Raw genomic sequence first — 15,740 nt, 5'->3', positions numbered from 1 at the left:
CCGAAGACGTACTCGAAGAGCGCATCCCCAACCGCGACGGCGCCGTGATCGTGCCCACCGCACCGGGGTTGGGCATCTCGATTTCCGAGGCCTCGCTGCGCGGCAATGCACGAATCCTCGCGGAGCGATGACCTGCTCCGTGCTCCCTCTCCCCCAGGGAGAGGGCTGGGGTGAGGGGACCATTCACCCCAGCTCCCCACCCGATCACTCGATCTTCAACACCTTGGCCAGAATGATTTTCGGCCCCTTCATCTTCTTGATGATGATCCGCAGTCCCTCCACCTCCAGCAGCTCCTCTTCCTCGGGCACTCGCTTCAAGGTTTCATAGATCAGCCCCGCCAAGGTTTCCGCCTCGATGTGATCCAGGTCCACGCCCAGCAGGCGTTCGACCTTGAACAACGGCGTATCGCCGCGTACCAGCAGCTTGCCCGGCTGGTAGGCGAGGATGCCGCGCTCGGCCTTGCGGTGTTCGTCCTGAATATCGCCGACCAGTACTTCGAGCACGTCTTCCATGGTCAGGTAGCCGATGATCTTGCCGTCGGCTTCCTCCACCAGCGCAAAGTGCGCGCCGCCCTTGCGGAACTGCTCCAGCAGGCGCGACAGCGGCATGTGCCGCGACACGCGCTCCAGCGGGCGGGTCAGCTCGGCCAGGTTGAAGGATTCGGGCAGGTGGTCCAGCGCCGCCAGTTCCAGCAGCAGATCCTTGATGTGCAGCAGGCCGACGAACTCTTCGCGCTCGGCGTCATACACCGGGTAGCGGCTGAACTTGTGGCGACGGAACATCGCCAGGATTTCCTTGAGCGGGGCGTTGAAGTCCAGGCTCACCAGGTCTTCACGGGAGTTGGCCCAATCGACCACTTCCAGCTCGCCCATTTCCACCGCCGAGGCCAACACGCGCATGCCTTGGTCGCTGGGGTCCTGGCCGCGGCTGGAGTGCAGGATCAGTTTCAGCTCGTCGCGGCTGTAGTGGTGTTCATGGTGCGGGCCAGGCTCGCCCTGGCCGGCGATGCGCAGGATGGCGTTGGCGCTGGCGTTGAGCAGGTAGATGGCCGGGTACATGGCCCAGTAGAACAGGTACAGCGGCACCGCCGTCCACATCGACAGCAGCTCGGGCTTGCGGATCGCCCAGGATTTGGGCGCCAGCTCGCCGACCACGATGTGCAGGTAGGAGATGACGAAGAAGGCGCTGAAGAACGATACGCCTTTGATGACCTCTGGCGACTGCACGCCCACGGTGCCCAGCAGGGGCTCCAGGATGTGCGCGAAGGCCGGCTCGCCGACCCAGCCCAGGCCCAGGGAGGCCAGGGTGATACCCAGCTGGCAGGCCGAGAGATAGGCGTCCAGCTGGCTGTGCACGGTACGCAGGATCGCGCCGCGCCAGCCGTGCTTCTTGGCGATGGCTTCGACCCGGGTGGAGCGCAGCTTGACCATGGCGAACTCGGCGGCGACGAAGAAGCCGTTGAGCAGGACCAGGAACAGAGCGAAGAGAATCATGCCGAAGTCGGCGAACAGTGACGAAAGGGAGATGCCTGTGGAAGGGTCCATGATGGCGTTTTACGGAGTCCGTGTGCTGAATAGGGGGAGTATGGCGCTGCCCGGATGACGGGCATGAGTGGGGCAATGTAACGGCTAGGGGGGCGCTTGCCTAGGGGGTGTAACTGTATGTTGCCTGTTCCGGCCCCATCGCGGGTAGAACCCGCTCCCACAGGGGGGCGTGGCGCGGGATGTCTTGTGTTGGCGGTTGCGGCCTCATCGCGGGCAGAGCCCGCTCCCACAGGGGGGCGTGGCGCGGGATGTCTTGTGTTGGCAGTTGCGGCCTCATCGCGGGCAGAGCCCGCTCCCACAGGGGGGGTGGAGGCTATGAGATGGAGGCGGCAGCGTGGGGCCTGTGGGAGCGGGCTCTGCCCGCGATGAGGCCGGTGCAGACGCCCCAAGGGCCTACTGGTCCACCACCTGCACCGCTGCAAAATGGCAGGTAAAGGTGCTGCCGTGTCCCGGCACGCTGCTGATCTCCAGCGTCCCTCGGTGCCTCAACAGCACATGCTTGACGATCGCCAGGCCCAGCCCGGTACCGCCGGTGTTCGACGCCCGGCTGGAATCCACCCGGTAGAAGCGCTCGGTCAGGCGGGGCAGGTGCTTGGCTTCGATGCCGATACCCGAATCCTGCACCCGCAGGTGCGCGCCCTGGGCGTCTGCCCACCAGCGGATGCGGATGTTGCCCTGGGCCGGGGTGTATTTGACCGCATTGAAGATCAGGTTGGAGAACGCACTGCGCAGCTCAGCTTCGCTGCCCTTGAGCAGCACGTCGTCTTCGATGTCCAGGCTGATGCTCTGATCACGCTGGCCGGACAACGCCTGGGCGTCGTTCCTGATGCTCTGCAGCAGCGCCGTGATCGCCACCGGGTGGTTGTCGGAGGGGTAGTCGGTGGCTTCCAGCTTGGCCAGCAGCAGCAGGTCGTTGAGCAGGGTCTGCATGCGTGCGCCCTGTTGGTCCATCTGCTGCAGCGCTCGGGTCCAGCGCGGATTGACGTCTTCGACGTTGTCCAGCAGGGTTTCCAGGTAGCCGGTGATCACCGTCAGCGGCGTGCGCAGTTCGTGGGAGACGTTGGCCACGAAATCCTTGCGCATCTGCTCGAGCTGGTGGATGCGCGTCACGTCCCGCACCAGCATCAGGTGCTCGTTGTTGCCGTAGCGGGTGATCAGGAACTGCACGCGCAGGCGGTCATTGACCGGCGACGAAATCTCCAGCGGTTCGGCGTAGTTTTCCTGTTCGAAATATTCCTTGAAGCGGGGATGACGCACGAAGTTGGTGACCGGCTGGCCGCTGTCCTGAGGCGTCTTGAGCCCCAGCAAGGTTTCCGCGGCGCGGTTCCACCACTCCAGATTGCCATCGGCGTCGAGCATGATCACCGCGTCGCGCAAGGCGGCGGTGGATTCCTGCACGCGATCGATCACCGCCTGCAGGCGCCCGCGCGCGCGCTGGTCGCGGCGCTGCATGTGATAGATGCTGTCGAACACCTCGCCCCACAGGCCGTAGCCGTCGGGCGGCGGCTGGTCGGCGGTGTGCTCCGCCAGCCAGCGGTGCAGGCGCAGCAGTTGCTTGAGCGTCCAGGCCAGATACAGGCCCAGGCCGGCGGCCAGGCACCAGCCGTAATGGCCGGTGATCAGTCCCACCAGCAGACAACCGCCCACCAACAGCAACAGGTGCCGTACCAGGGTGGCGTACCAGTCTCGTTTCACGTCTCACGCATCCTTTGCACCGGGCGACTTGCCGGTTCAGCTTTTGGTGGAAAACCGGTAGCCGGTGCCCCGCACGGTTTGTACCAGATTTTCGTAGGCATCGCCGAGGGCTTTGCGCAGGCGGCGAATGTGCACATCCACTGTGCGTTCCTCGACGTAGACGTTGCCGCCCCACACCTGATCCAGCAATTGGCCGCGGGTGTAGGCGCGTTCCTGGTGAGTCATGAAGAATTGCAGCAGGCGGTATTCGGTGGGGCCCATCTCGGCCGGCTTGCCATCGATGGTCACGCGGTGGCTGATGGGGTCCAGCAGCAGGCCGCCGACTTCGATCGGCGATTCGCCGTCGGTAGGGCCGGCGCGGCGCAGCACCGCCTTGAGTCGGGCCACCAGTTCGCGTGGCGAGAAGGGCTTGGTGATGTAGTCGTCGGCGCCCACTTCCAGGCCCTGGATCTTGTTGTCTTCCTCGCCCTTGGCGGTGAGCATGATGATCGGGATATCGCCGGTCAGCTCGTCGCGCTTGAGGCGTCGGGCCAGTTCGATGCCCGAGGTGCCGGGCAGCATCCAGTCGAGCAGAATGAGGTCAGGCTTGCGGTCGACGATGATGGCATGGGCCTGTTGGGAGTTCTCTGCTTCGAGGCACTCATAGCCGGCCATTTCCAACGCGACGGCGATCATTTCGCGAATGGGCGCTTCGTCGTCGACGATGAGAATATTCCTGCCAACCATTGTGCAAACCTCTTGTCATTACGGTGTCATGCGCCGCATTAGATAACGGAATTATTGCAGTCGTGTGACAGCGTAGCCGCAGCGTAACGAGATGGTCGTGCTGTACTAAGCTGAAAATCCCTGTTCACTGAAATCAAGAGGCACTCATGAATACTCGAATTACCTCGGCGTGGGTCGCGATGTGTGGTGCGGCGGCCTTGACCCTGTCTGGCCTGGCGATGGCGGAGGCCCACCCGGAACTGGAGCCCGGCAAGCCGTTCGTGGACGCCCGGGGCATGACGCTCTATACCTTTGCTGAGGATGAGGATGGCAAGTCGGTCTGCAACAATGAGTGCGCGAAGAACTGGCCACCGCTGATGGCCGACAAGACGGCCAAGGACGATGGCGACTGGACGGTGGTCGTGCGCGATGACGATACCAGGCAGTGGGCGTACATGGGCAGCCCGTTGTACACCTTCAAGGCGGACAAGAAGCCGGGCGACATGATCGGCGAAGGCAAGAAGGAGAATGCCTGGCAGGTGGCGCGGCCCGTGGAGGATTGATGGCGGTGCGTCAATTCGGGCCCCATCTCGGTTAGAACCCGCTCCCACACGGACAGTGAACCCTGTGGGAGCGGGCTCTGCCCGCGAAGAGGTCCGCCCCGGCAGCTCAGATGTCCAAACCTCAGCGCAGCGCGTAATCCATCACAATCCCCAGAAAGATTGCCAACCCTGCCCAGTGGTTGTGCAGGAACGCCCGGAAGCATTTCATCCGCTCGCGGTCGCGGGTGTACCACCATTGCCAGGCAAAGCACGCCGCTGCCACCGCAAGCCCCAGATAGAACCAGCCGCCGAGCCCGAAGCGGGCGCCGGCCAGCATCAGGCACGCCAGCGCCAATCCCTGCAGGATAATGATGATCAAGCGGTCGGCATCACCGAACAGAATGGCTGTGGATTTGACCCCGATGCGCAGGTCGTCATCCCGGTCGGTCATGGCGTAGTAGGTGTCATAGCCCACTGTCCACAGCAGGTTGGCGATCCACAGCAACCAGGCGGCCGCCGGCAAGTGCCCCGTCTCGGCGGTGAAGGCCATGGGCATGCCCCAGGAAAAGGCCATGCCCAGCACTACCTGAGGGTAATAGGTATAGCGCTTCATGAACGGATAGCTGGCGGCCAGCACCAGGCCACCCACCGACAGGCCAATGGTCTGGGCGTTGGTGCACAGCACCAGGATGAAACTCAGGGTAATCAGCACGGCGAAGAACACCAGCGCCTCTTTGGCACTGATCCGGCCGCTCACCAAGGGACGCGCCTCGGTGCGCTTCACGTGGCCATCGACCTTGCGGTCGGCGAAGTCGTTGATCACGCAGCCCGCGGCGCGCATCAGGATCACGCCGCTGACGAAGATGCACAGATTGGCCAGCGAGGGCTTGCCTTCACCGGCGATCCACAGGGCCCAGAGCGTCGGCCACAACAGCAGGTACACGCCGATCGGCTTGTCCATGCGGGTCAACTGGATGAAGTCCCAGGCCCGGGGATGCAGACGGTTCAGCGACTTGAGCAGGCTCAGGTACATCAGTGGCTCTCCAGATTCGAGCGGACAGCCCGCCACAGCGGTGGCAGGAATACTTCGGCAACCAGCACCGCCAGCGGGCCGCGGTCGAAGCGCGAGCGGCGTGCCCACAGGCCGGAGGCACGCTGCTCGGCAGGCAGCCATGGGGCTGGATAGTGACAAACCTCGATGGGCTGGCGGACAAAGGCCTGGTCACAGAACAGCAGTTCGCCCAGGGAGCGATTGCCCAGCCCTTCAAGCGCCAGGTCGCTGGCGGCCAGCGCCTGGCGGGCGACTACACTGCGGGCGAATACCCAAGGTTGGCCATGGCCCGACAGGTAGACCTCACGAACCCAGCCCTCGCTGCCGTAGCCAACGCCGAGCGCATCGCACTCTTCGTCGCGCAGTGGCTGCCAAGCCTGGAAAAGAGGTGTAACACTGAATTGTTCGTCGCTGAGTCGGGTCAAGCGGCGGGTCAGCGAGCCTTGATCGAACAGCCAGTCGGCAAGCACCGTATCGGTGTCGATCTGGCGCTGCCAGAGGGGGGCGGGAGAGCTTGAGTGGGGCACTTTCAGCAGATCTGGATTGGCCTGGAAGCCGCCGAGCTTAGCATGTTTGGCACAGATTTTTGTGGGCCGGGGGTGCGAACGTGCTTGCATCCGCGCGCCCCGATCAGTACAAAAACGCCCTGAGCCGGTCGACAGCGCTGCACCCATCGATAGACCGCGCCAAATCGCCTGAATACCGAGGTAACGTGATGAAAAAGTGGCAATGCATTGTCTGTGGCCTGATCTACAACGAGGCCGACGGCTGGCCGGACGACGGCATTTTGCCTGGTACCCCGTGGGAAGACGTACCCGAGGATTGGCTGTGCCCTGATTGTGGCGTGGGCAAGATGGATTTCGAAATGATCGAGATTGGATGATCGGTCAGCGGGGTGCCAGTGCGGACGCCATCGCGGGTAGAACCCGCTCCCACAGGGGATCTGCTGCACGGCCTCTATCCGGGGCATACCGGAACCCGCTCCCACAGGGGATCTGCTGAACAGCCTCTATCCGGGGCATACCGGAACCTGCTCCCACAGGGGATCTGCTGAATAGCCTCTATCTGGGGCATACCGGAACCTGCTCCCACAGGGGATCTGCTGAACAGCCTCTATCTGTGGCATACCGGAACCCATGTGGGAGCGGGCTCTGCCCGCGATGGCGTCGGCACTGACCCACTCAAAAACTAAAGGAAGCCCTGCAATGCCTGCACCCGTAGTGATCATCGGCACCGGCCTGGCCGGCTATAACCTGGCCCGGGAATTTCGCAAGCTCGATGCGGATACGCCGCTGCTGCTGATCACCGCCGACGACGGCCGCTCGTATTCCAAGCCGATGCTGTCCACCGGCTACGGCAAGAACAAGGACGCCGACGGCCTGAGCATGGCCAGCCCCGGCGCCATGGCCGAGCAGCTCAACGCCGAGATCCGCACTCATACCCGCATCAGCGGTATCGACCCCGGCCATCAGCGGCTGTGGATCGGTGAGGAAAGCGTGGCCTACCGCGACTTGATCCTGGCCTGGGGCGCGCAAACGGTGAAAGTGCCCGTACCGGGCGACGCCAGTGAACTGATCTTTCCTATCAACGACCTGGAAGACTACGCACGCTTTCGCGCCGCCGCCGCGGGCAAACGCCGTGTGCTGGTGCTGGGTGTGGGTCTGATCGGCTGTGAGTTCGCCAACGACATGGCCTGCGGCGGTTACGAGATCGAACTGGTAGCGCCCTGCGAGCAGATCATGCCAACGCTATTGCCACCCGCGCCCGCCAAGGCCGTGCAGACCGCCCTGGAGGCGCTCGGCGTTCGATTCCACCTGGGCCCCGTGTTGAACCGTCTGGAGCGTACCGAGCAGGGGCTGGCCGCCCACCTGTCCGACGGCCGCGTGATCGCCTGCGACCTGGTGGTCTCGGCGATCGGCTTGCGCCCGCGTACCGACCTGGCCGCAGCGGCCGGGCTCGAAGTCAACCGCGGGGTGGTGGTCGACCGGGAACTGCGCACCTCCCACGCCAACATCTACGCTCTGGGCGACTGTGCCGAAGTCGACGGGCTCAATCTGCTCTACGTGATGCCGCTGATGACCTGCGCCCGCGCCCTGGCGCAGACCCTTGCCGGCAATCCCACGGCGGTGAAATACGGACCGATGCCGGTCACCGTCAAGACGCCTGCCTGCCCACTGGTAGTCTCGCCCGTGCCCCATGGCCTGCAGGGCCAGTGGAGCGTGGAAGGCGAGGGCGCGGACATCAAGGCGCTGTGCCGCGATGCCAACGGCGCACTGTTGGGCTACGCGCTGACCGGTGGCGCGGTGTTGGAAAAACTTGCCCTGAACAAGCAGTTGCCGGCACTGCTGGCGTAATCGCAGGCCTTTCTGTCGGATTGATCGCGGTTTTGCCGCAACAATCCTTGCCCCACCACTGGCGCCGCCTCCTGTGCCGTGCCATTCTCACTCCGTCTGCCGCAGCGTAGAGCCTGCGGCGAGTTAGGCGGTGCCCGGGAACGGCAATCGCCCATAAAAACAAAAAACTGCACAAAAGAGGCTTTACCATGCGTAAACCAGAACTCGTAGAAGCCATCGCCGACAAAGCGGACCTGACCAAAGAGCAGGCCAACCGCGTCCTCAATGCCGTACTCGAAGAAATCACCGGAGCCCTGCATCGCAAGGACACGGTCACCCTGGTCGGTTTCGGCACCTTCATCCAGCGCCACCGCGGTGCGCGCACCGGCAAGAATCCCCAGACCGGCGAACCGGTGAAGATCAAGGCCAGCAACACGGTGGCATTCAAGCCTGGCAAGTTTCTCAAAGACAGCGTGAACTGAATTCTCCAGGCCCTGGGGGCCTGACATCCCTTGAAGCGAATGGGCATGCCGACGCGTAGCGGATGCCCATTCGCGGTTTCTGGGGCATACCCGCCAAACCCCCGCAGCAGACACCTGCAAGCCTGCCCCAAGCGCACGGTTGCCGGTACACTCGGCGGCCTTCCTTCGCGCCGAGACCCTTCCATGAAATTCCGCTTCCTGCTCTGGGCCATGGGCCTGCTGATGGCCCGCGCCAGCCGCAATAATCCGGCGTTCGCCCAGCAGCTCAAGGACAAGAACCTGGTGTTCCAGCTACAGACCCTGGACGGCAAGATCGCCCGGCATTTCACCGTGCGTGATCAACGCGTCACCAGCAAGAGCGGGGCGGTGGCGGAGCCGGCATTTGCGATTGCCTTCAAGGATGCCGACTACGGCTATGCAACGCTGCAGGCGAAGAACAAGCAGCTGGCATTCATGCAGGGGATCCAGGACAAGCACATCCAGATCAAGGGCAATCCGGCGCTGGTGGTGTGGTTTCAGGGGGCAATGAAGTATTTGAAGGTGAGGAAGAAGTAGGGAGTCGAGGCTGTGTGGTGAGGGGGCCCTTCACCACACATCCTCAACCCATCAATGAAACTGCAGCGCCAGTTCCCGCAACAGCGCCTCGGCCTCCAGCACCTTGGTCACCACCTCTTCAGCCTTCTCGCGGCTCAGCTCCAGACGATCGAGCAGCGCCTGCGGGATTTCCTGATCGCCACCGGCGCCGATCCCGCGCCCGCGCAGCAGGCGGATCGACAGGCAGACCAGGTTGGCGTACGCCGCGTGCTCGCCCGTGTAGTGCGGGTCGTGCTGGAAGCGCAGGGCGTTGCTCAGCTCTTCGGGCATGTCCCAGTAGCGCATCAGCCAGGCGCCCATCTGCTCGCGGCTGATGCCCAGCAGGTGTTGCTCGACGAAGTCGTGCTGCAGGTGCGGGTTGACCTCCAGGTGACGGCAGATCAGCGAAAAGTGCGGTGGAAACACGTGGGCCAGCAACAGATAGCCGAAGTTGTGCAGCAAGCCCGCCAGGTAGGTCAGGCCGGCTTCGGGACGGTTGGCCCGGGGCATGGCGCGGGTCAGACCCTCGATCACTGCGGCCACGTAGATCGACTGGTGCCAGTAGGGCGTCGCGTGCTGCGGGTGGTCCTTGGGCAGGCTCAAGGTCTTGCCCAGCGCCAGGCCCAGCGCCAGATTGATCACCAGGTCGAAGCCCAATACCCGCGAGATGGCGTCTTCGACCGAGCGAATCTTGCCCGGCGATGCGTAGTACGGTGAGGCAGCCCAGCTGACCACCTGGGCAGCCAGGGCCGGGTCGGTTTCAACCACGCCGGTGATGTCGTCGATGGTGGCGTTGGGGTCGACGCGCAGCTTGATGATCTTTTGCGCGGTCTCGGCCAGCGGCGGGATCTCGATGGTGGATTCCAGACGCTGCTGGATGCGCCGGGCGGTGAAGTTCTGCACCGCCTGGATGATTTCCTTGCCGTCGTCGGCGGGTCGATCCAGGTTCGGGCGAATCTTGCTCAGCGGCTCACCGAAACTCCCGGCACTGCCCTTGGTGAGCATCTTGCGGAAATCCTCGGTGCTCAACTCCAGCAATACACCCGGCTCACCCGAGCTGATCAGCAGGGTAGGCTGGCGCATCAGTTGCTCGTCGTACAGGCACGGCGAGCTGGTCAGGATCGGCAGGCCGGGCAGCACCGCCAACTGGTGCTTGCCGAGCATCTTGGCAACGCGATCCAGTGGCACGGCGGTGAGCTTGCGCCCGGTCAGTTCGGCCAGGCGGTTCAGGTCCAGCAGCTGGCTCTGCGGGAACAGCACCATGAGTGCGCCGACCGCATCGGCCAGCAGCACCGCCTGCACCTTGCACTCCGCATCCTTGGCCAGGTGCTCGGGCACCTCCACGTACTTGATCGCGAGCTTGTCGAGCATCTGCTGAATGACCAGCGGAGCGTGCGGGCTTGCGGCTTCCAGAGCAACTTCAGTCATGGCCTGTATCCATATTCCTACATTCGCATCAGTATACTCAGCTTGCCTGGCAAACCGAGCCTTCTATTACACGGCTTTGCATGGCGCCGGCGGCCATTTCTGGCCACTGGCAAGCGCCGCTACACCTGGCCGTATTGCTGGCCATGGCGCAACCAGCGTTCGAGCAGGGGCGTGACATGGCTCGGCCAACGCTCGAGCAGGGCCTGGGCGGCATCCCGTACGGCGGGCAACAGGTCGGCATCGCGCATCAGGTCCGCCACCTTGAACTGTAGCAAACCGGTTTGACGGGTTCCGAGCATCTCGCCCGGACCGCGCAGTTGCAGGTCTTTTTCGGCGATGACGAAGCCATCGTTGGTTTCGCGCATGATGCCCAGGCGCTCGCGGCCAATCTGCGACAGCGGCGGGTGGTACAGCAGCACGCAATGGCTGGCGGCGCTGCCCCGGCCCACCCGGCCGCGCAACTGGTGCAACTGGGCCAGGCCCAGTCGCTCGGGGTTCTCGATGATCATCAGGCTGGAGTTGGGCACGTCGACGCCCACTTCGATCACCGTGGTGGCCACCAGCAGTTGCAGTTCCCCCGCCTTGAATTCGGCCATCACCGCGGCTTTCTCCACCGGCTTCATGCGCCCGTGGATCAGGCCCACGCGCAGCTCACCCAACGCCAGGGTCAGCTCTTCGAAAGTGCTCTGGGCGGCCTGGCAGGTCAGCTCCTCCGACTCCTCGATCAAGGTGCAGACCCAATAGGCCTGGCGGCCCTCGGCACACGCGGCGCGCACGCGCTCCACGACCTCCGCCCGGCGGCTGTCGGCCACCAGCACGGTGTTCACCGGGGTCCGGCCGGGAGGCAGCTCGTCGAGGATCGAGGTGTCGAGGTCGGCATAGGCGCTCATGGCCAGGGTACGAGGGATAGGTGTGGCAGTCATGATCAACTGGTGCGGGCACATCGTGCCGCCCACGCCTTTCTGGCGCAGCGCCAGGCGCTGCTGCACGCCGAAGCGGTGCTGCTCATCGATGATGACCAGGGCCAGCTTGTGGAACTTCACTTCTTCCTGGAACAGCGCATGGGTACCGACCACCATCGGCGCGCCGGCGGCGATGCGCTCCAGGGCGCTGACCCGCGCCTTGCCCTTGAGCTTGCCGGCGAGCCAGGCGACTTCGATGCCCAATGGCTCGAGCCAGCGCTGGAAGGTGATGAAATGCTGTTCGGCAAGAATCTCGGTCGGTGCCATCAACGCGACCTGATAACCGGCCTCCAGCGCCTGCAGCGCCGCCAGGGCGGCAACCACGGTCTTGCCGGCGCCGACATCGCCCTGTACCAGGCGCAGCATGGGTTCGGGCTGGCTGAGATCGTAGGCGATCTCGCCGCCCACCCGCTGCTGGGCGCCGGTGGGCGCAAAGCCCAGGTTCTTCAGGTAACGCTTGGGCAGCTTGCTGGCCTTGGGCAGTGCCGGGGCACGCTGCGCACGCAAGCTTTCGCGCAGGCGCTGCTGGGACAACTGGTGGGTGAGCAGCTCTTCGAAGGCCAGGCGGTGCTGAGCCCAATGGTGGCCCACGGCCAATTCTTCCAGGTCGGCGTCCGGCGGCGGGTGGTGCAGGTAGCGGATGGCCTGATCCAGCGGCGCCAATTGGTAGTCGGCGGCCAGTTCGGCAGGTAGCCAGTCAGGCAGGCTGCGCGGGCCGAGCAGGCTCAAGGCCTGTTGCGACAGCTGGCGCAGGCGTTGCTGGGTCAGGCCCTCGGTGGTCGGGTAGATCGGCGTCAGGTTCTGCTCCACCGGTACGTCTTCGTCGCCGGTCAGGGCGCGGTACTCCGGGTGGTAGATTTCCAGGCCACTGGCGCCAGGGCGCGCTTCACCGTAGCAGCGCAGATGGGTGCCGCGCTTGAGGGCTTCCTTCTGCGCATTGCTGAAGTGATAGAAGCGCAGGCTCAGGGAGCCGGTGCCATCGCCCAGGCGCACCAGCAGGCTGCGCCGCTTGCCCATGGCCACGTCGGCGCCGCTGACCACACCTTCGATCACCGCGTCCTGGCCCGGACGCAGGGCGCCAATGGGCACCACACGGGTGCGGTCCTGATAGCGCAACGGCAGGTGGAACAGCACGTCCTGGAGGTTCTCCAGGCCGACCTTGGCCAGCTTTTCCGCCATCGCCTCGCCCACGCCCTTCAGGGCCGTGACCGATACCTGGGCCAGCTCGGTCATGTCGCGACAGGGCTCACCGGCTTGGCCACCGAGCACAGGCGGATCGAATCGGCGAGGATCTCGATCGCCTTGGGCCGCGGGAAACTGGCGCGCCAGGCAATGGCCACGGTACGGAACGGCGTGGGCGGCGTCAGGGGGCGCACTTCGATGATGCCCGGGGCGTAGTGATGGCTGTCCACGGCCGACAGCGGCAGGATCGACACGCCCAGGCCCGAGGCGACCATGTGGCGAATGGTTTCCAGGGAGCTGGATTCCACGGTAGTGTGCTTGGCGCCCTCGGAGCCCTTGGTCAGGGTCGGGCAGGCTTCGAGCACCTGATCGCGGAAGCAGTGACCCTCGCCGAGCAGCAGCAGGCTCTTGTCGTTGAGCAGGCCCGAGTCGATGGTTTCCTTGCGCGTCCACGGGTGATCGGCGGGCATCAGCACGTAGAAGGGTTCATCGTAGAGCGGCAAGGTCAGCACGTCCGCCTCGTTGAACGGCAAGGCGATGATCACGGCATCCAGCTCGCCGTTGCGCAGCTTGTCACGCAGCACGTGGGTGAAGTTTTCTTCGATGTACAGCGGCATCTGCGGCGCGACGCGGTGCAGTTGCGGGATCAGATGGGGAAACAGGTACGGGCCCACGGTGTAGATGGCGCCTACCTTGAGCGGCGCAGTGAGCTGGTTCTTGCCGGCCTGGGCCAGTTCGCGAATGCCCTGGGCCTGCTCCAGGACCTTCTGTGCCTGGGCGACGATGCCTTCGCCAACCGGGGTCAGGCGCACGGCGCTCTTGCTGCGCTCGAAGATCAGCACACCGAGTTCGTCTTCGAGTTTTTTCACCCCCACCGAGAGGGTTGGCTGGCTGACATGGCAGCGCTCGGCGGCGTGGCCGAAGTGCTGCTCCTGAGCCAAGGTAACGATGTAGCGCAATTCTGTGAGAGTCATAACGTGCGTCCATGAAGTTGCGAGCCCAGCATAGCGGCTGCCATCGATAGACGCACGTTATCAACCGTGCCTGCGTGCATCAAAAACCGTGAATCACCGTTTATCCAGGGAATAAACGAACGGCGCGACCACTTCCAGGCTGCCGTTGTTGAGCAACTCGGGCGGCGGCTTGGGCAGCGGCTGCGCCCGACGGATCATTTCCATGGTGGCGCGATCCAGCGCGGCACTGCCCGAACCGCCGGCCAGCGAATACGACAGCACCTTGCCTTCGGCGTCGACCACGAAGCGCAAGCGATTGACCCCGGTCATGCCACGGCGACGAGCGTCCTCGGGGTACTTCTTGTACTTGGCCAGGTGACGCAACAGGTCGCTCTGCCAGGTCGGCAGGGCATTGCTGTTGGACGCTACGCTAGGCGCCGGTGCGGCGGACTTGGTCGGAGGCGCCGGCGTTGGCGGCGTATCGACGGTCTGCTCCGCGGGCGGCTGCTCCTTGGGCGGTTCCGGCTTCTTCTCGACCTTGGGCGGCTGCGGTTTGGGCTTTGGCTTGGGCGGCGTCGGCTTGGGCACGGAAATGGTCGGCTTGGGCGCCTCGGCCAGTTTCGGCAGTGGGTCCTCGATGACCGGCTCCGGCGGCGTCGGCGGTGTGATCACCTTGGGCGGCGGCGGTGGCGCAGGCTCCGGCAGCGGCGCCATTTCCACCATCATGGCCTGGGGTGGCAGCTCGATGGGCTGCGGCGCCGGCCAGTACATGGCAATGACGATCGCTGCCGCATGCACCCCCAGCACCACCGCCAGGCTGCCACCGTAACGCGTCACTTTCTGGCGCGTCGTGATCATTTCTTGGCTGCCGTCTCAAGCCCGACCAGGCCTACCTTCAGGTAGCCGGCGCCGCGCAGGGTATTCATCACTTCCATCAAGTCGCCGTAATCCACGCCCTTGTCGGCCTGGAAGAAGATGGTGGTGTCCTTGTTGCCCTTGGTGCGGGCGTCGAGGATCTGGCCCAGCTGCGCGCGGTCGACCTTGTCGTCGCCCACGTACAGGTTCTGGTCCGCCTTGACGCTGAGGAATACCGGCTTCTCCGGCCGCGGCGCGGGCTTGGCGGTGGAGGCGGGCAGATCGACCTTGATGTCCACGGTGGCCAGCGGTGCGGCGACCATGAAGATGATCAGCAGCACCAGCATGACGTCGATGAACGGCGTGACGTTGATTTCGTGGTTCTCGGCGAGGTCGTCCCCGCCTTCGTTCAGATGCAGGCCCATGTATTACCCCACTTTGACCATCTGCGGCTGGGCGGAACGCTCACCCGGCTGGTGGTCGAGGTCGCGGCTGACCAGCAGCAGGACTTGTGCCGACGCGTCGGACACCTGCGCCTTGTAACCGGCGATGGAGCGGGCAAAGACGTTGTAGATGACCACGGCAGGGATCGCGGCAACCAGGCCCAGGGCGGTAGCCAGCAGCGCCTCGGCGATACCGGGGGCCACCACGGCGAGGTTGGTGGTCTGGGTTTTGGCGATCCCGATGAAGCTGTTCATGATGCCCCACACGGTGCCGAACAGACCGACGAATGGCGCGGTCGAACCGATGGTGGCGAGTACGCCAGTGCCCATGCTCATGTTGCGGCCGCAGGCAGCGACCAGGCGCTCGAGACGGAAGCTCACGCGTTCCTTGATGCCTTCGCGCTCACGGGCGTTGGCCGACAGGTGCATTTCTTCCAGGGCGTCGTGCACCAGCAGGTTGGCCAGGGTGCCCTTGCGGGTTGCGGTTTCGCTGGCCTGCTTGAGGTTGGCGGCCTTCTTCAGCGCGGCGATCTCGCCCTTGAGGCGACGCTTGGCGCCCAGCAGCTCGAAGCCTTTGGCGATCCAGATGGTCCAAGTGATGATCGAGGCGATGGCCAGGCCGATCATGACCGCCTTCACCACGATGTCGGCGTTCTGATACATGCCCCACGGCGACAGGTCGTGACCCATGCCCAGGGTGGTGTCTTCAGCCAGCGCCTCGTCTTGTGGCGCGACGGCAGGTGCCGGGGCTGCTGCCGGATCGGCGGCCCCTGGCGCTGGCGCGGCGTCGGCAGGTGCGGCAGTGGCGGGGGCGGTGGCATTGGCCGCAGGCGCGTTTGCCGGTGCAGTGGCGTCGGCAAAGCTCAACGGAGCAATGGCCAGGCCCAGCAGCAGGGCTGCAATGGCGCTCCATGCGCGTGGCTGGTTTGGCGAAGCGGAAGGGTGTTTGCGAATCATGCTGGCCGGACCTGAGTGAAGAGAATGGGGTGGA

At 64.5% G+C, this 15,740-nt stretch carries 16 protein-coding genes; 5 read left to right on the top strand and 11 right to left on the bottom strand.

What is annotated here, in order from left to right:
• Positions 1-204 precede the first annotated feature (204 nt).
• The 3 genes from B3397_RS01325 to phoB all read right to left on the bottom strand — a co-directional run bounded on the left by B3397_RS01325 (position 205) and on the right by phoB (position 3,966).
• Complete coding sequence (locus B3397_RS01325; RefSeq protein WP_296246549.1) at positions 205-1,545, bottom strand: hemolysin family protein; 1,341 nt, start codon at positions 1,543-1,545, stop codon at positions 205-207.
• A 393-nt stretch (positions 1,546-1,938) separates the two neighbouring features.
• The gene (gene phoR / locus B3397_RS01320; RefSeq protein WP_296246547.1) at positions 1,939-3,240 is read right to left on the bottom strand and encodes a phosphate regulon sensor histidine kinase PhoR; all 1,302 of its coding nucleotides are present in this window, start codon (positions 3,238-3,240) and stop codon (positions 1,939-1,941) included.
• A gap of 36 nt (positions 3,241-3,276) precedes the next feature.
• Positions 3,277-3,966, bottom strand: coding sequence for a phosphate regulon transcriptional regulator PhoB (gene phoB / locus B3397_RS01315; RefSeq protein ID WP_296246546.1), 690 nt, complete (start codon positions 3,964-3,966; stop codon positions 3,277-3,279).
• A 146-nt stretch (positions 3,967-4,112) separates the two neighbouring features.
• On the opposite strand from phoB, the gene B3397_RS01310 reads away from it, so the two are divergent.
• Complete coding sequence (locus tag B3397_RS01310) at positions 4,113-4,508, top strand: hypothetical protein (RefSeq protein ID WP_296246544.1); 396 nt, start codon at positions 4,113-4,115, stop codon at positions 4,506-4,508.
• Positions 4,509-4,629: 121 nt separating this feature from the next.
• Here the strand turns inward: B3397_RS01310 and ubiA are convergent, their stop codons facing one another.
• Both ubiA and B3397_RS01300 read right to left on the bottom strand, forming a co-directional pair.
• Positions 4,630-5,520, bottom strand: coding sequence for a 4-hydroxybenzoate octaprenyltransferase (ubiA, locus tag B3397_RS01305; RefSeq protein ID WP_296246542.1), 891 nt, complete (start codon positions 5,518-5,520; stop codon positions 4,630-4,632).
• Complete coding sequence (locus tag B3397_RS01300) at positions 5,520-6,065, bottom strand: chorismate--pyruvate lyase family protein (protein WP_296246540.1); 546 nt, start codon at positions 6,063-6,065, stop codon at positions 5,520-5,522. The genes ubiA and B3397_RS01300 overlap by 1 nt, the downstream gene beginning before the upstream one ends.
• Before the next feature lie 188 nt (positions 6,066-6,253).
• Here B3397_RS01300 and B3397_RS01295 point away from each other — a divergent pair, with 188 nt between their 5' ends.
• From B3397_RS01295 to B3397_RS01280, 4 genes are all read left to right on the top strand, one after another.
• Entirely contained in the window at positions 6,254-6,421 is a 168-nt protein-coding gene (locus B3397_RS01295) for a rubredoxin (protein ID WP_296246538.1), read from the top strand.
• 322 nt (positions 6,422-6,743) lie between these two features.
• Positions 6,744-7,892, top strand: a complete 1,149-nt coding sequence (locus B3397_RS01290) for an NAD(P)/FAD-dependent oxidoreductase (RefSeq protein ID WP_296246536.1) — start codon at positions 6,744-6,746, stop codon at positions 7,890-7,892.
• A gap of 188 nt (positions 7,893-8,080) precedes the next feature.
• Positions 8,081-8,353, top strand: coding sequence for an HU family DNA-binding protein (locus B3397_RS01285; protein WP_296246535.1), 273 nt, complete (start codon positions 8,081-8,083; stop codon positions 8,351-8,353).
• A 183-nt stretch (positions 8,354-8,536) separates the two neighbouring features.
• Positions 8,537-8,908 (top strand): SCP2 sterol-binding domain-containing protein, encoded by a 372-nt coding sequence (locus B3397_RS01280; RefSeq protein WP_296246534.1) that lies wholly within the window; start codon positions 8,537-8,539, stop codon positions 8,906-8,908.
• 51 nt (positions 8,909-8,959) lie between these two features.
• Here the strand turns inward: B3397_RS01280 and B3397_RS01275 are convergent, their stop codons facing one another.
• The 6 genes from B3397_RS01275 to exbB form a co-directional block, all read right to left on the bottom strand.
• Positions 8,960-10,354 (bottom strand): aminoacyl-tRNA deacylase and HDOD domain-containing protein, encoded by a 1,395-nt coding sequence (locus tag B3397_RS01275; protein ID WP_296246533.1) that lies wholly within the window; start codon positions 10,352-10,354, stop codon positions 8,960-8,962.
• A 119-nt stretch (positions 10,355-10,473) separates the two neighbouring features.
• Positions 10,474-12,549, bottom strand: coding sequence for an ATP-dependent DNA helicase RecG (gene recG, locus B3397_RS01270; RefSeq protein ID WP_296246532.1), 2,076 nt, complete (start codon positions 12,547-12,549; stop codon positions 10,474-10,476).
• Positions 12,546-13,472 carry a hydrogen peroxide-inducible genes activator gene (locus B3397_RS01265; protein ID WP_296246530.1) on the bottom strand — a complete coding sequence of 309 codons (927 nt, stop codon included), beginning with the start codon at positions 13,470-13,472 and terminating at the stop codon, positions 12,546-12,548. Before B3397_RS01265 ends, recG begins: the two co-directional genes overlap by 4 nt.
• A gap of 93 nt (positions 13,473-13,565) precedes the next feature.
• Entirely contained in the window at positions 13,566-14,309 is a 744-nt protein-coding gene (locus tag B3397_RS01260; RefSeq protein WP_296246529.1) for an energy transducer TonB, read from the bottom strand.
• Positions 14,306-14,731 carry a TonB system transport protein ExbD gene (gene exbD, locus B3397_RS01255; RefSeq protein ID WP_296246527.1) on the bottom strand — a complete coding sequence of 142 codons (426 nt, stop codon included), beginning with the start codon at positions 14,729-14,731 and terminating at the stop codon, positions 14,306-14,308. Before exbD ends, B3397_RS01260 begins: the two co-directional genes overlap by 4 nt.
• A gap of 3 nt (positions 14,732-14,734) precedes the next feature.
• The gene (gene exbB / locus B3397_RS01250) at positions 14,735-15,706 is read right to left on the bottom strand and encodes a tonB-system energizer ExbB (RefSeq protein ID WP_296246526.1); all 972 of its coding nucleotides are present in this window, start codon (positions 15,704-15,706) and stop codon (positions 14,735-14,737) included.
• Between the last annotated feature and the right edge of the window lie 34 nt (positions 15,707-15,740).

Source organism: Pseudomonas sp. UBA4194, from assembly GCF_002379585.1.
GTDB lineage: Bacteria > Pseudomonadota > Gammaproteobacteria > Pseudomonadales > Pseudomonadaceae > Aquipseudomonas.
Note: the sequence above shows the minus strand (reverse complement) of the source record. Positions and strands in the feature narration are given on the sequence as shown.

What these genes read in the sequence shown, in the direction of transcription:
- ubiA (WP_296246542.1), bottom strand. Translation starts at nt 5,520, where the DNA reads ATGTACCTGAGCCTGCTCAAGTCGCTGAACCGTCTGCATCCCCGGGCC.
- recG (WP_296246532.1), bottom strand. Translation starts at nt 12,549, where the DNA reads ATGACCGAGCTGGCCCAGGTATCGGTCACGGCCCTGAAGGGCGTGGGC.
- B3397_RS01275 (WP_296246533.1), bottom strand. Translation starts at nt 10,354, where the DNA reads ATGACTGAAGTTGCTCTGGAAGCCGCAAGCCCGCACGCTCCGCTGGTC.
- exbD (WP_296246527.1), bottom strand. Translation starts at nt 14,731, where the DNA reads ATGGGCCTGCATCTGAACGAAGGCGGGGACGACCTCGCCGAGAACCAC.
- B3397_RS01295 (WP_296246538.1), top strand. Translation starts at nt 6,254, where the DNA reads ATGAAAAAGTGGCAATGCATTGTCTGTGGCCTGATCTACAACGAGGCC.
- phoB (WP_296246546.1), bottom strand. Translation starts at nt 3,966, where the DNA reads ATGGTTGGCAGGAATATTCTCATCGTCGACGACGAAGCGCCCATTCGC.
- B3397_RS01280 (WP_296246534.1), top strand. Translation starts at nt 8,537, where the DNA reads ATGAAATTCCGCTTCCTGCTCTGGGCCATGGGCCTGCTGATGGCCCGC.
- B3397_RS01285 (WP_296246535.1), top strand. Translation starts at nt 8,081, where the DNA reads ATGCGTAAACCAGAACTCGTAGAAGCCATCGCCGACAAAGCGGACCTG.
- B3397_RS01310 (WP_296246544.1), top strand. Translation starts at nt 4,113, where the DNA reads ATGAATACTCGAATTACCTCGGCGTGGGTCGCGATGTGTGGTGCGGCG.
- B3397_RS01265 (WP_296246530.1), bottom strand. Translation starts at nt 13,472, where the DNA reads ATGACTCTCACAGAATTGCGCTACATCGTTACCTTGGCTCAGGAGCAG.
- B3397_RS01290 (WP_296246536.1), top strand. Translation starts at nt 6,744, where the DNA reads ATGCCTGCACCCGTAGTGATCATCGGCACCGGCCTGGCCGGCTATAAC.
- B3397_RS01260 (WP_296246529.1), bottom strand. Translation starts at nt 14,309, where the DNA reads ATGATCACGACGCGCCAGAAAGTGACGCGTTACGGTGGCAGCCTGGCG.
- B3397_RS01325 (WP_296246549.1), bottom strand. Translation starts at nt 1,545, where the DNA reads ATGGACCCTTCCACAGGCATCTCCCTTTCGTCACTGTTCGCCGACTTC.
- exbB (WP_296246526.1), bottom strand. Translation starts at nt 15,706, where the DNA reads ATGATTCGCAAACACCCTTCCGCTTCGCCAAACCAGCCACGCGCATGG.